14 protein-coding genes are annotated in these 14,052 nt (G+C 58.6%); 1 reads left to right on the top strand and 13 read right to left on the bottom strand.

Going from position 1 to position 14,052, the window contains the following annotated elements; genetic code table 11:
- Positions 1–45: 45 nt before the first annotated feature.
- The 12 genes from J7413_RS00560 to fabD all read right to left on the bottom strand — a co-directional run bounded on the left by J7413_RS00560 (position 46) and on the right by fabD (position 11,856).
- The gene (locus J7413_RS00560) at positions 46–1,227 is read right to left on the bottom strand and encodes a phage major capsid protein (RefSeq protein ID WP_209095434.1); all 1,182 of its coding nucleotides are present in this window, start codon (positions 1,225–1,227) and stop codon (positions 46–48) included.
- Positions 1,228–1,260: 33 nt separating this feature from the next.
- A complete protein-coding gene (locus J7413_RS00555; RefSeq protein WP_209095433.1) occupies positions 1,261–1,812 on the bottom strand; it encodes an HK97 family phage prohead protease in 552 nt (183 codons plus the stop codon).
- Positions 1,813–1,842: 30 nt separating this feature from the next.
- Entirely contained in the window at positions 1,843–2,070 is a 228-nt protein-coding gene (locus tag J7413_RS00550) for a hypothetical protein (protein ID WP_209095432.1), read from the bottom strand.
- A complete protein-coding gene (locus J7413_RS00545; RefSeq protein WP_209095431.1) occupies positions 2,063–3,262 on the bottom strand; it encodes a phage portal protein in 1,200 nt (399 codons plus the stop codon). The genes J7413_RS00550 and J7413_RS00545 overlap by 8 nt, the downstream gene beginning before the upstream one ends.
- A 135-nt stretch (positions 3,263–3,397) precedes the next feature.
- Entirely contained in the window at positions 3,398–4,753 is a 1,356-nt protein-coding gene (locus tag J7413_RS00540; protein ID WP_209096701.1) for a terminase family protein, read from the bottom strand.
- An 809-nt stretch (positions 4,754–5,562) separates the two neighbouring features.
- A complete protein-coding gene (gene mltG, locus J7413_RS00535) occupies positions 5,563–6,714 on the bottom strand; it encodes an endolytic transglycosylase MltG (protein WP_209095430.1) in 1,152 nt (383 codons plus the stop codon).
- Positions 6,714–7,973 (bottom strand): beta-ketoacyl-ACP synthase II, encoded by a 1,260-nt coding sequence (fabF, locus tag J7413_RS00530; RefSeq protein WP_209095429.1) that lies wholly within the window; start codon positions 7,971–7,973, stop codon positions 6,714–6,716. Before fabF ends, mltG begins: the two co-directional genes overlap by 1 nt.
- 227 nt (positions 7,974–8,200) lie before the next feature.
- Positions 8,201–8,944 (bottom strand): 1-(5-phosphoribosyl)-5-[(5-phosphoribosylamino)methylideneamino] imidazole-4-carboxamide isomerase, encoded by a 744-nt coding sequence (locus tag J7413_RS00525; RefSeq protein WP_209095428.1) that lies wholly within the window; start codon positions 8,942–8,944, stop codon positions 8,201–8,203.
- 153 nt (positions 8,945–9,097) lie between these two features.
- On the bottom strand, positions 9,098–9,331 hold the full coding sequence (locus tag J7413_RS00520) for an acyl carrier protein (protein WP_058240599.1): 234 nt from the start codon (positions 9,329–9,331) through the stop codon (positions 9,098–9,100).
- Between the two features lie 236 nt (positions 9,332–9,567).
- The gene (gene fabG, locus J7413_RS00515) at positions 9,568–10,305 is read right to left on the bottom strand and encodes a 3-oxoacyl-[acyl-carrier-protein] reductase (RefSeq protein ID WP_209095426.1); all 738 of its coding nucleotides are present in this window, start codon (positions 10,303–10,305) and stop codon (positions 9,568–9,570) included.
- 13 nt (positions 10,306–10,318) lie between these two features.
- Entirely contained in the window at positions 10,319–10,921 is a 603-nt protein-coding gene (locus J7413_RS00510; RefSeq protein ID WP_209095425.1) for an alpha/beta hydrolase, read from the bottom strand.
- Positions 10,918–11,856, bottom strand: a complete 939-nt coding sequence (gene fabD / locus J7413_RS00505) for an ACP S-malonyltransferase (protein ID WP_209095424.1) — start codon at positions 11,854–11,856, stop codon at positions 10,918–10,920. Before fabD ends, J7413_RS00510 begins: the two co-directional genes overlap by 4 nt.
- Before the next feature lie 194 nt (positions 11,857–12,050).
- Between fabD and J7413_RS00500 the strand changes: the two genes are divergently transcribed.
- Entirely contained in the window at positions 12,051–13,253 is a 1,203-nt protein-coding gene (locus J7413_RS00500) for a cytochrome b/b6 domain-containing protein (protein ID WP_209095423.1), read from the top strand.
- A 196-nt stretch (positions 13,254–13,449) separates the two neighbouring features.
- Here the strand turns inward: J7413_RS00500 and J7413_RS00495 are convergent, their stop codons facing one another.
- Entirely contained in the window at positions 13,450–14,031 is a 582-nt protein-coding gene (locus J7413_RS00495; RefSeq protein ID WP_209095422.1) for a YceI family protein, read from the bottom strand.
- Between the last annotated feature and the right edge of the window lie 21 nt (positions 14,032–14,052).

Raw genomic sequence — 14,052 nt, 5'->3', positions numbered from 1 at the left:
CGCGCGCCCGGGGATCAGAAGATCTTCCCCGATCCCACCCACAAATTACGCGCTTGCGAACCGCAGCAGCTTGATGGCAGCGAAGTCGCTCACATCTCCGCCAATACGTTTGGTGGCGTAAAACAGCACATGCGGTTTGGCGCTGAAGGGGTCGCGCAACACCCGCAGATCAGGCCGCTCCGCCACGGTGTAGCCCGCTGCGAAATCGCCAAAGGCAATTGCATCTGCGCCGCTCGCAATGTCGGGCATATCTTCGGCAATCAACACCGGATACCCCAGAAGCCGCGCTGGCTCACCCGCCGCCAAACCATCTGACCACAGGAAACGCCCGTCCGCGTCCTTCAGCTTACGCACGGCACCTGCGGTTTTCGAATTCATCACGAAGTTGCCATTGGCGCGATACTGCGCCCCCAGCGCGTAGACCAGCTCCACCAATGCATCCGGGCCGTTAAACGCCCCATCTGCACCGCTCGCAACATAGCCAATATTGCCCCAGCTCCAGCTGGCATTTGCAACCGCGGGATGGGTCAAAATACCCGTGGGCTTGTCCACGCCATCCCCTGTGATAAAGGCCGCCGCCTCTGCGCGTGTGAACTTGTCGGCAATCCGCGCAGCCAGCCATCCTTCGATGTCAAAGGCGCTGTCATCCAACAACCGCTGTGATGCTTTGGGCAAAGCAGACAACTCATGCAGCGGAATGGCGATACGTTCGATATTTGGCGTACCGGTCTCCGCAGTGGCACTGGTCTCATCCGCCCAGCCTGCCCCCACATCAGAACTGTCAATCAGCACATCATAGGAGCCTGCTTCCACAGTCACCACATTGGCAATCGCGCGAATGCTCGCTGTGCTATTGAGTACCGACTGAATGGTTTCTGCCGTCTGCGGGTCCACCAGGTATCCGCCATCGCTGTTCACACTTGCCGACATCGCCTTGCCCTCAAGCTCCAGCCCGCGCAATCCATCATCGTCACCTGTTCGCAGATAGGCATCGAAGGCCTTCTGGTGAGGGGCGTCAAAATCGGTTGCTGCTGCCAGATGCGGCCGCGCCGCGGAAATGGATTTGCGCTCTAACATGGTCAATCGCTCTTTCTGCTGTTTCAGATCTGCATGAATTTCGGACGTGAAATCTCTGAAGTTAAATATAAATTCCTTCATGACTTTGGTCACACCCTGGATCGAAGGCACATCTTCTCCGACCCGAGACTCACTCTCGGTTTTGGTCATTGTTCTGTTCTCACTTCTGTTGTTCCGCGCGCTCTAACGCGCAGCGATCACCCGGCTGGCTTCTTCAAAGGCCGCCACCATCGCGCGTAAAGCACAGGGGGTGCCCCCATCTTTGGCCGTCAATCGTGCAGACGGCAGCATCGGAAATGTCACCAGCGACACTTCCCAAAGTTCGAGCTCCTGCAAAAGCCTGTGCCCCTTGGATCCTGTCGTTGCCTTCTGCGTGCGATAGCCGATGGACAATCCGTCAATGGCACCTGCTGCGATCAAAGCCGCCGCCTCGCGCCCTTTGGCCACACTTTCAAGCAGACGCCCCTTAACCCAAAGCCCCTTACTGTCCTCGCGCACCTCATCCCAGATACCGATGGGCATGCGCGGATCATGCTGCCACAGCATTTTGACCTGCCGCCCGCTGTCCAGAAGCGCCTTCAATGACTTTGCATAGGCACCGCGCTGCACCACATCGCCTCCCTGATCAGGTGCACCAAAGAGACTGGCGTATCCGGCAATCACATTGCCATCCTCTACCGTCAGCCCGTGCCCGACCTGCGCAAATTTGGTTTCAAGTTCCGTCTCTTGCTGCATCTACTTCCCTCTCATGCCCCCGACCCCGCCTCATGGCGACACATTCATCAACGACTGGATGGCCTGCGACAGGATCACGCCGACCACGCCATAAACCGTCAGCCACAACCGCCGCTCCAGCCTCTCGATAAGTTGCTCAATCTTGTCCAATCGGCGGTTCAAACTATCAAACTGCAACTTCGCCACCCGTTCATGCGCCTCTAATCGCAGCCCGGGCGCGCACTCAAAGTGCTCAAACCCATAGCGCGGCTCACGCATCTGCACTCCCATCGTCACGCGCCGGCAAACCAAGCATCGCGCGTTTCTCCGTATCGCTTAAGAAATCCGCACCAGCGATGCGCGCCCAATGGGCCTCCCTTTCAGGGGCAAGTGCCGGGACCTGATCCAAATCCAGCTTGAGTTGCACCGCTTCGCCAAAATGCTGCGCCAGCCAACTGCCCACAGCCGCTGCAACCCGGCTGGCCAAGGGCAGCACCGTCAAACGGTAAAACGCCCGATTGGCTTCCTGATAATTCGCATAGGTCGCATCCCCGGGAATACCCAGCAGCATCGGAGGTACCCCAAAGGCCAGCGCAATTTCACGCGCTGCCGCCTCTTTTGTTTTCTGGAACTCCATATCACTTGGCGAAAACCCCATAGGTTTCCAATCCAGCCCACCCTCTAGCAGCATGGGACGCCCCGCATTGCGCGCGCCTTGATGATGGCTCTCCATCTCGCTGACCAGTCGATCATATTGATCATTGCTCAAACTGCTCTGCCCGTCGTGGCCCTGATAAACGATTGCACCAGAAGGCCGCGCGGCGTTGTCAAGCAACGCTTTGGACCAGCGCGACGCGCTGTTATGAACATCCAACGCCGTGGCTGCGGCTTGCATTGGCGACAACCCGTAGTGGTCATCTTGCGGATGAAACATCTTGATATGACAAATCGGGGAAAGCTCCCCCACGGCAAAGCGGTGTTTGCGCGCCCCCACCGCATATTCATACCCAACCGGCCAGCCATCGCTGCCCGGAACCACACTCATTCGATCAGAGCGCAGCACATGCAGCTCCATCGGCAAACCCGCCGCGCTGCTGACAGCTTCAAGATAGCTGTTCCCAGACAGCAACAGCTGCCCGTAAAGCGCTTCAAACAGCTCCGCATGACCCTGTCCGCCATTGGGGTGTGCCAACAGCGCGAGGACCGGGTGTGTTTCAAATCGTTGATCTTTGTCCTGCAGCACCAACGGCAAAGCCGCCGCCGCCTCTGCAATCATACGCACACAGCGAAATCCAACCGGGTTGCCCGCAAACCCCGTGCGGGTCAGCGACACCGTGTCCCGAGGGCTCCAGGCAATGCGACCAGCGCTGTGCCAGGCCACAACCTTTCCCGTTGCGCTCGCCTTTTTCTTTTGCGCCGCAGCGACGGCCGCGTCCTGCTCTGTATCACGCTGAAAGATCTTTCCTAGCATTGTCTGCAGCTCCCACTCATCAAGGCTTTTGCAACTGTCTTGGCCCGCAGCGCTCCAGACGCTTTGGACAACTCTAGGTATCTAAAATTAATCTTAACTTGAGACTTCACGACCGCACGGTGGATGTTGCGTATGTCACAACTCACGCAGGCGCGGCCGCCGCCAATGCGCAGAGGGAGCGATGATCAGTTCATGCAACGCCCAGACCAGCGCGTCCACGCGATCCGGGCTGCCCTGGCCTACGAACCCCCGTGTGGTCATCTCACACATCTGGTCCTCCAGCGCTTCAAGCCCGGCCATATGCATCACGCGCCCCTGCTCATAGAGCGCCGCCACAGGCTCCGATCGTGCGACTTTCCCCCGGCTGGCGCGCACCGCTTTATACGGCACAAGCGGATCAATCTGATTGATGACCGACTGCACCAAATCACCGCCCTGATTGACCTCAGCCACCAGACGATCTGCGCCCCAGCTTTCCATCGCTGTCAGCGCCACCCGCGCCCAGGCATCCGGGCTTGCAGCCCGCACACTGACATCATCCAGCACCCAGGCACGCCAATCCTGCACTTGCCCTTTGGTCTGCGCACCAACCACGATGATCCCACATTCATCGGAGCCAGCATGGCCACTCACAGGCGGATCCACCGCCACCACAATGCGATCCATTTCAGGCAACGCCTCGCACCGAAGCCCATCCATCTGGCCATGTGTCCACAACGCACCGTCTGTGTCCTCAAGCAGCTCTCCTGCCAACTCCTGCCGCCCAAGCCGCGTGCCGGCATAGCGTGCTTCCACCTCTCGCAGAAAGCTCTCCGCCAGATAGGCCCGGTTGGCCTCGGTAGGCGCAGAGGTCTGCACTGTGCTGTCAGCTTTCAGAAGTGTCTTCAACACACCAACATTGCGCGGTGTGGTTGTCACCACCTGTTGCGGATTGTCCCCCAAGCGCAGTGCAAACTGCAGCATATCCCAGGTTTCCTGCCCATTGCGCCATTTGGCCAACTCATCCACCCAAGCCGCATCAAACTGCGGCCCACGCAAACTTTCTGGGTCATGGGCAGAAAACGCCTGCGCAATCGCGCCATTGGGCCACACCAACCTGCGACGCCCGGCCTCCCACACGGGGCGACGATCAGGCGGCGCACAAGCGATCAAACCACTTACTCCAAAAATCATCACCTCGCGCACTTGGTCGATGGTTTCCCCCACCAGCGCCACCCGCCGTGCCTGCCCCAAATCCTGCGGCTGCGCCCCTTCCACCATGCTGCGCACCCACTCCGCACCGGCGCGGGTCTTCCCCGCGCCGCGTCCGCCAAGGATCACCCAGGTCTTCCAGTTGCTCTCCGGCGGCAACTGATGCGGCAACGCCCAGAAATCAAACAAAAAAGGGAGCGCCAATAGCTCCCCCTCACTCAAGCTGTCCAGAAACGCTGCCTGCACCTCGGCAGGTTCGGAGGCGATCCAGGCGGCACCGGATCGCAGTCCGTGCCGCATCGAGATCGAGGGGGTTGCTTCGGGCTGCATGGCCCGTTCTTGCGTCGCGTTCTTCAAGGTCGGTCTCCATCAAAAGGGCCAGTCGAATGCACTGGCGCAAATGCCCAAAGAGCATTGCTGTATCGCGAAGTTTGCCCAAATCCTCCGCCCGCAAAGCCGCATGAAGCCGCAACAGGTCTTGGTTTAAGTCAAACAAAGTTCGCTTCAATACACGCAGCTCTGGGTCCAGCGCGCGCTCATCCGCTGGCGAAAAATGTTGTGTCATCTATGCTCGTTACCTCTATGCGCAGTGATCCCCTCCGCATGTGTCATCCAGATCACCCAAGTCAGCTACGCGCATTGGGCCAATCATCGGTACTCCAGCACCACAAAACGCTAGTTCACGGCATGAAATCAGTCAAATTATTAAATATTTACAATGATATAACGAGGCGAACGCGATGTGTTGCGCGCGGCACATCCCCCAGAAACACTCTGTTTCCAGTGCACAGACAAGACACCACATTCCCGCCAGGATCCCCTGATACGTTCTGGCGCAAAGGTATGAAAACTGGAGCGCTGTAGTTGGGGTGGATCGCATGAGCCAATTGAGGAAACGCAAAGCACTGCGACACGCTGCTTGGCTGTTGCCCTTCTCGGCACTATGGCTCCTGGGCACAGTGCAGCAGGGCCCTGCAACTGACGCCGCCAACACCACATTCCAACACCCGCCAGCAATTGAGATCACAAATCTCGACTGACAGACAAATGTCTCTATCTGCCAAAGAAAAACGCGGCCCCGATTGGAGCCGCGTTTCTGTTTCATCACATCACTGATTGGCGCGTTCTGCTTCAATCTGCCGCCATCTGGCGACGTTCTGATTGTGCTCAGCCAGAGTTGTGGCAAACGCATGCCCCCCGGTGCCATCCGCCACAAAGAAGATATACGGCGTCTCATCGGGATTGGCCGCAGCCTCAAGACTCGCGCGCCCCGGATTGGCAATCGGCGTCGGTGGCAGACCTTCGATCACGTAGGTGTTCCACGGTGTCGCTGCACGCAACTCGCTCTGGCGCAATCCACGCCCAAGCACGCCAACGCCCTCGGTCACGCCATAGATCACCGTCGGGTCTGTCTGCAAACGCATGCCCCGATCCAAACGGTTGGCAAACACGCTGGCCACCTGACGGCGCTCTTCAGCAACCCCGGTTTCTTTCTCAATGATCGACGCAAGGATCAGAAGCTCCTCAGCGCTGTTCAGAGGCACATCATCGGCGCGACTTTCCCAAGCTGCCGCCAAAAGCACTTCTTGAGCGTTCTGCATCCTTGCAATCACGCTTTCGCGGCTGTCGCCCACACGCACCTCATAGCTGTCTGGCGCAAGGCTGCCCTCTTCAGGGCGCGCGATCTCACCGGTCAGCAAGTCGATGTTGTTGAGCGAATCCATCACCTGCCAGCTGGTCACACCTTCGGCCACGGCAATGCGATAGCGCGTGTCTGCTTCCGCCCGCACACGGTCAAAGGCGGCAGGGGCTTCCTCTTCTGCCGGGTTGAAAGACACAACTTCCACAAAGCTGCCTGTCGCCGGATCCAGCTCACGCACTTGCACGAGTTTGCGGGTCACACCCACACGATACACCACTTCGGTGCCGCAGGTGCTCGCGCCGCCACGGGTCACGATATCGACAATCTCTTCCATCGACGCGCCCGCAGGCACAAGGAAAGCACCAGCTTTCAGCTGATCCGCCTTGTCCGCATAATCGGCACCGATGCGAAACAGCATGCCATTTGCAATCGCCCCACGGTTTTCGAGATCTTGAGAAACGCGGCTCATATTTGAGCCACTCTGCACACGCAGACACACGGGCTCCGAAAGCGGCCCCTCTGCGCGATATGTCGACTGTCCAAAGAGAATGACGCCGCCCAAAAGGAACAGCGCCACAATCAGCAACGTCAGCGCGTTAGACGCGACGGCTCGCCACATTAGTCAACCTTTCCGAAGATCACCGATGCGTTCGTGCCACCAAAGCCAAAGCTGTTGGACAGCGCAACATTGATCTCACGCTCACGTTTTGCATTTGGCGCAAGGTCAACCGGGGTTTCTACGGCCTGCGTGTCCAAGTTGATCGTGGGCGGAGCCACCTGATCGCGGATCGCAAGGATCGAGAAGATCGCCTCAATCGCACCTGCAGCCCCCAGCAAGTGGCCCGTCATCGACTTGGTCGAAGACATGGTCACTTTGCTCGCATGCTCGCCCATCAGGCGCTCAACTGCGCCAAGTTCGATGGTGTCGGCCATGGTCGAGGTGCCATGCGCGTTGATGTAGTCCAGATCTTTTGGCTCAAGACCCGCTTTCTTCAGCGCCGCACGCATGGAGCGTTCGCCGCCTTCACCGGTCTCAGAAGGTGCAGTGATGTGGTATGCGTCACCAGACAGACCATAGCCCAGCACTTCGGCATAAATCTTCGCACCGCGCGCTTTGGCGTGCTCATACTCTTCCAGCACCACGATGCCGGCACCCTCGCCCATAACGAACCCATCACGGTCTGCATCATAGGGGCGCGACGCTTTCTTGGGATCGTCGGTATATTTGGTGGACAGCGCCTTACAAGCGTTAAAGCCCGCAATGCCGATCTCGCAGATCGCCGCTTCCGCGCCACCTGCGACCATCACATCTGCGTCGTCAGATGCAATCAGACGGGCCGCATCACCAATCGCATGTGCGCCGGTAGAGCAGGCAGTCACAACCGCGTGGTTGGGCCCTTTAAAACCGTACTGGATGCTCACCTGACCAGAGATCAGGTTGATCAATGCGCCGGGAATGAAGAACGGCGACACGCGACGCGGGCCCTTTTCGTTCAACAGCAGCGTGGTCTGCTCAATCGACTGCAAACCACCGATGCCGGAGCCGATCATCACACCTGTCCGCTCAAGCGATTCCGTGTCTTCTGGCTTCCAGCCGGAATCCTCAACCGCCATTTGTGACGCAGCAAGGCCATAAAGGATAAAGTCATCTACTTTACGGCGCTCTTTTGGGGCCATCCAATCATCAGGATTGAAGGTGCCATCGCTGCCGTCGCCATAAGGCACTTCGCAAGCGTATTTGGTGGTCACACGCTCAGGATCAAAACGGGTGATGGTGCCTGCACCAGACTGTCCGTCCAGAATACGGGTCCAGCTTTCTTCCACCCCGGAAGCCAACGGAGTGACCAAACCGAGACCGGTGACTACTACTCGACGCATTATATTGCTCTCCTAGCCTTTGGCAATTTGCCCATCCAAATAGCTTGGATTGCCCTTGGCGTGCAAGAGCGCGTGCGCTGGCTTTTGCTGATATCACGCCATTAAGCACTTTGCGTCGGCCGCCAGGGGCCGAATTACACTGCTCTTGAGACCACAGAGAGAAGGAAGGAAGCGGTCGGGCAGCGCAATCCGAGAAAACGCAAAGTGCTCAAAGACAGAAACGAAGGTTACAGGAACTCCGCCACGGCCTCTGGTTCCGGCTTGGCCACGTCCAGGGCCTCTTCCACAGTCAGCGACTTGCGGAACAACGCGCGCCCAATCAGAACTCCCTGAATGTTCGGATCATATTTCAGACGCGCAATATCGTCGCCCCCACGCACCACGCCGCTCGCGGTCACCGGCCAGCGACTCTGCTCTGCGACCCCTGAGATCAGACCAAGCTGTGCCTCAACGTCGCTCATATCACTGTCAATATCGGTCACAACGATGCCGGCAAACGGCGCCTCTGAGAAGGCATTCACATAGGCAATCGGGTCAAAGGCCCCCGCCTTGCGCCAGCCTTCGGTCATCACCTGCCCCTGCCAGACATCTACCGCCAGAACGATCTGATCCGGATAGGCATGCGCCAGCTCAATCGCCGTGTTGGGATCATAGGCTGCTAACGTGCCAAGCACGATCCGCCCCGCGCCTTTCTCGATCCAGTGCTCAACCTGCTCACGGGAGCGCATACCGCCGCCCAATTGAACCGGCAGCCCCGCGCCGCGGATAATCTCTTCAACCAGCTCGGCGTTTTGATCGCTTCCCTGAACCGCGTTGAAATCTGTCAAATGCATCCATTCTGCGCCAGATGCGGCAAACCCTTTGGCTGTTTCCACTGGGTCCACATGCCAGATCTGCGGGCTGTCCAGATCGCCTTTGTCCAACGTCACACAGCGACCGTCCAGAAGTTCCATTGTGGGATAAATCATCATTGCGGAAATCTCCTCCAGCAAACTTTATAAAGTCAGCTTAACACTCGAAGATCACCGCAAAGCATAAAAAACGTCGCGCAAACTTGCAGACACGACAACAAAACGGCGCCACCCTGAGGGAAGCGCCGTTTCACGATAGTTATCTCAGAGAGCTTAGGAAGCTTCGGAGATGAATTTGACCGCGTCGCCGAAGGTCTGGATGGTTTCGGCTGCGTCGTCCGGGATCTCGATGCCGAACTCTTCTTCAAAAGCCATCACCAGTTCCACGGTGTCGAGGCTGTCTGCGCCCAGATCGTCGATGAAGGACGCTGCTTCAACAACTTTGTCCTCTTCCACACCCAGGTGCTCTACAACGATCTTTTTCACGCGGTCTGCGACGTCGCTCATGTCAATTCCTCATTCGTGTTGGGCATGTTGGCCCGTTTGAATTCCCACCACTTTGGATGGGTCTGATTTGTGCCCCAACCGGGACGGTTCTGGTCCGGTGGTCCCGGAAGGTCTCCGTCCGCCCCCGAAAATTTGGTGGCACCCGGAAAATACTCGCCGCCTATAGCACATCCGTTTCGCAACGCAAACGCTTTCCCCAGCGACAGCTGCGGCCCGCTAACACAGGCCGCGCGCGATCACAACATGGCCATGCCACCGTTCACATGCAAGGTGGTACCGGTCACATAACCTGCTTCCGGGCTTGCCAAATACAGCACTGCCGCTGCGATTTCTTCAGATGTCCCCATCCGGGCCGCCGGGATCTGCGCGTTGATTTTGTCTTTCTGCTCATCGTTGAGCTTTTCAGTCATGGCCGTGCCAATGAAACCCGGTGCAACCGCGTTCGCCGTGATTCCACGACTCGCCACTTCATAAGCGATGGATTTGGTCAGACCAACCAACCCCGCCTTGGAGGCCGCATAGTTCGCCTGTCCCGGGTTACCAGTGGCCCCCACAATCGAGCTGATGTTGATGATCCGGCCCCAACGCGCTTTCATCATCGGACGCATCACGCCACGGCACAGCCGCATTGCGCCGGTCAGGTTCACATCAATCACGCTCTGCCACTCTTCATCCGACATCCGCATGAAGATCTGGTCACGGGTGATGCCGGCATTGTTCACCAGAATATCAACGCTGCCCATGGCTTCGATCGCCTGTTTTGGCAGGGCATCCACCGCCTCTGCATCACTCAGGTTGCACGGCAGCACATGCGCACGTTCTCCCAGCTCAGCCGCCAATGCCTCAAGCGGATCCACACGGGTGCCAGACAGGCCCACTGTCGCGCCCGCTTCATGCAGTGCTTTGGCAATCGCGCCACCAATGCCACCAGAGGCCCCCGTCACCAGAGCGGTTTTTCCAGTCAGATCAAACATACTTCTGTCTCTCTCAGTTTTTCACCACAGGCTTGGTCAACAGCCCGTATTCGGCAATATCTGCCGGTGTCATGATATAAGTGTCTTCCACTGGCGCCGCCTCAAGCGTGAACCAGTAAAAGTCCGCACTCCCCAACATGCGCTCGGTATAGCGCACATACGCTGTGTGCACAGGGTCATCTTTCGGGAAATCTGCCCCAGCGCGGTTGCCTTCTGCCCAGCTATGCACACCGATAATGGCGCCCTCTTCCATGCTGCGCGCAACGCCCGCAAGGAACAGATCCGTACCCCCAGAGTGCACTTCACTCTTTGCCGTCAGATGGGTGTTCAGACCCAAATCCCGCACGCGGTTGCCGAGTTTGAGATTGGTCTCATCATCCACCGATCCCGGCACCTCTAACAGCACCAGCCGCTTGGTGTCAGGGTGCGCCGCCATCGCCGCCTCAAACGAAGACAGGCTGTACTGGTTTAGCGTCCCCGAAACCATCAGATCCGTGCCAGAAGGCTCAAACGAAATGCTGTCATAGGAATTGAGGTAGGCGACCTGCAAACCGGTGCAGCCCGCCACAAAGGCAACGCCAAGCGTTGCCACCCCGGCCAGAAATCGCCGTCTCACGCGAGGCTTTCCACAGCTGCGCGCACATCCTCAGGTGTGCCCACAGCCCGCACACCATTGGCGCGGTCGATCTTGCGGATCATCCCGGACAGCGCTTTGCCAGCGCCAATTTCCCAGAACTCGGTCACACCGCTTGCGGTCATGGCTACCACCGATTCGCGCCACCGCACGGATCCAGTGACCTGCTCGACCAGCAACTTGCGGATCTCATCCGGGTCCGTCACAGCCGCAGCGCGCACGTTGGCGATCACCGGCACCTTCGGCGCTTTGATCTCTACATTTGCCAGCGCTTCCGCCATCACATCCGCAGCAGGCTGCATCAAGGCACAATGGAAAGGCGCACTCACCGGCAGCATCACCGCGCGACGTGCGCCCTTTTCCTTGGCAATCTCAGCAGCGCGTTCGACCGCCGCCTTGGAACCGGACACAACCACCTGCGTCGGATCATTGTCATTGGCAGCCTGACAGACTTCGCCTTGTGCCGCGGCCTCAGCCACCTCCTGCACCGCTGCAAAGTCCAGACCCAGGATCGCCGCCATCGCGCCTTCCCCAACAGGCACAGCCGCCTGCATCGCTTCGCCGCGTGTGCGCAGCAAACGCGCGGTATCACCAACGCTGATTGCGCCCGCCGCGGCCAGAGCCGAGTATTCCCCAAGGCTGTGACCCGCCACACAGGACGCACGCAGAACCGTGACACCTTCGACATCCAGCGCTTTCATTGCGGCCAACGAAGTGGCCATCAACGCAGGCTGCGCGTTCTGTGTCAGCGTCAGGGTTTCCTGATCGCCTTCCCAGATGAGCTTGCTCAGGTTCTCGCCAAGCGCTTCATCCACCTCGTTGAAAATGGCTTGCGCCTCGGGATAGGCATCGGCCAGCGCCTTGCCCATCCCAATGGTCTGGGCCCCTTGGCCCGGAAATACAAATGCACGGCTCATTATGGCTCTCCTTGCAGTCTTTGAACCGGCATACCCCGCAGGGCGCGACGACGCAACGTCATTAGGACTTTAGACACATCTGCAGCCTCCGCCGCCGCCCATGCGCACCACCGCACCTCACATGTGCATGAGCGCCGGTTGCCTACAAGCAAGGCACAGGTCACTCTAAGGGCAAGACACACAAGAGGTTATTTATGTCGCGCTCCAACACCGCCACCCGCTATGGCAGCGTCGCCAAGACATTTCACTGGCTGACCGCCCTTCTGATTCTCACAGCACTCATACTGGGCTTTGTGGCCTACCGCGCCCCCTATGAGGACAGCGCCCAGCTTGCCTTCAAGGCGACGCTGTTTTCCCTGCACAAAACCATTGGCCTCACCGCCTTTCTGGTCGCGGTGCTGCGCATTCTCTGGGCTTTCACCCAGCCGCGTCCCAAATTGCTCAATGGCGACCACCGTCTAGAGGCGCTCGCGGCAGAAACCGCTCATTGGGTACTTTATGGTGCAATGGTGCTCGTCCCCCTCACAGGATGGATGCACCACGCCGCCACCACGGGCTTTGCCCCGATCTGGTGGCCCTTTGGGCAGTCGCTTTTCTTTGTTCCCAAAGACCCCACGCTCGCGGAAACCCTCGGCACGTTGCACTACCTCTTCATGCTTTTGCTGGTGCTCACCCTGCTCGCCCACATAGGCGGCGCCCTGAAACACGCGATTGTGGACAAAGACAAAACCCTGCAGCGCATGTTGCCAGGTCGCCCCGACCTGCCAGAAGCGCCAGCCAAACAACCCGGCCACGCCCTGCCCTTCTTGGGCGCCGTGACCGTCTGGGCTGCTGCGCTCTATATTGGCGCGTTTTCGGGAATTTTTGCCCCCAGTCATGCCGCAGAGCCTGTGGCCGAACTGGCAGAGGTCAGCTCTGAATGGCAGGTGCAATCGGGCACTTTGGGGATCGCGGTGCAACAATTTGGCAGCGAAGTGTCAGGCGAATTTGCCGATTGGACCGCAGAGATCGCCTTTGATGACACCGCAACGGATGGCAAACATGGCACCGTGACTGTGACCATCGCCATCGGCTCGCTCACCCTTGGGTCGGTCACCGATCAGGCCCTCGGGGCGGACTACCTGAACGCCAGCGCCAACCCAACCGCCACATTCACCGCCGATCTGCTGGCCGCCGAAACCGGCTACATCGCCGAAGGCACACTGGCGCTCAACGGCAACGAAGTGGCAACCTCCCTGCCCTTTGCGCTGACGCTGGAAGGCGACAGCGCCGAAATGACCGGCGCACTGGAGCTCGACCGCCGCAGCTTCAACGTGGGCGACACGATGACAGATGAAAGCTCATTGGGTTTTGGCGTCGCCGTCCGTGTCAATCTCACCGCCACGCGGGGCGAGTAACCCCCTGAAACTATCTCAGCCGCTCCGTTCAGGGGCGGCTCTTTGCTTGCCTACACCCTGCGTTTTATTTTCAGCACAGCCGCGAGGCAAGCGCAGCGTTGGCAGCACAGCACCATCAACAAAATAAAAAAGGCCGCCCAATGGGCGACCCTTCCGTGAGTGATTGGTTTTAGGCCCTCATATTTGGGCCTCACGCTTACTCCGCTTTCATCGCCTCAACAGAGATCTGCACTTCCACTTCGTCGCTGACGAATGGCGCGAAGTTGCCGACATCATAATCGGTGCGCTTCAGCGTGGTGGTCGCGTTGAAACCCGCCCATGGCTTTTTCGCCATTGGGTGTTCGCTGGCTGCGTTCAGCTGCGCGTCCAACACAACAGACTTGGTGACACCGTTCAGGGTCAGATCGCCAGTGATCAGCGCTGTGTTGTCGCCTGTCACTTCAATACCAGTAGAGGAGAAGCTCACCAGCTCATCATCCGCTGCGTCAAAAAAATCGCCGCTCATGAAGTGCGCATCGCGCTTTTCCCAGCCGGTGAACATCGATTTCACAGGCATGGTAACAGTCACCGAGCTCGCCGCTGGGTCTTCTTGGTCAAACATGATCTCGCCCTCAAAGCCAGAGAACATGCCCCAGGTGGTGGAGTAGCCAAGGTGATTATAGGAGAACAGGATCTGGCTGTGGGACGCGTCCAGAACATATTTCTCAGGAGCAGCAACAGCGGAGGTTGCGGTGACAGCAGCCAATGCAAGGCCAGCAGCAAAAAGGGTGCGTTTCATGGGGTCTCTCCAAAAAGGATC

This window comes from Shimia sp. R10_1 (assembly GCF_017744095.1).
Taxonomy (GTDB): Bacteria; Pseudomonadota; Alphaproteobacteria; order Rhodobacterales; family Rhodobacteraceae; genus Shimia.
This window is presented reverse-complemented; position numbering and strand designations above follow the sequence as displayed.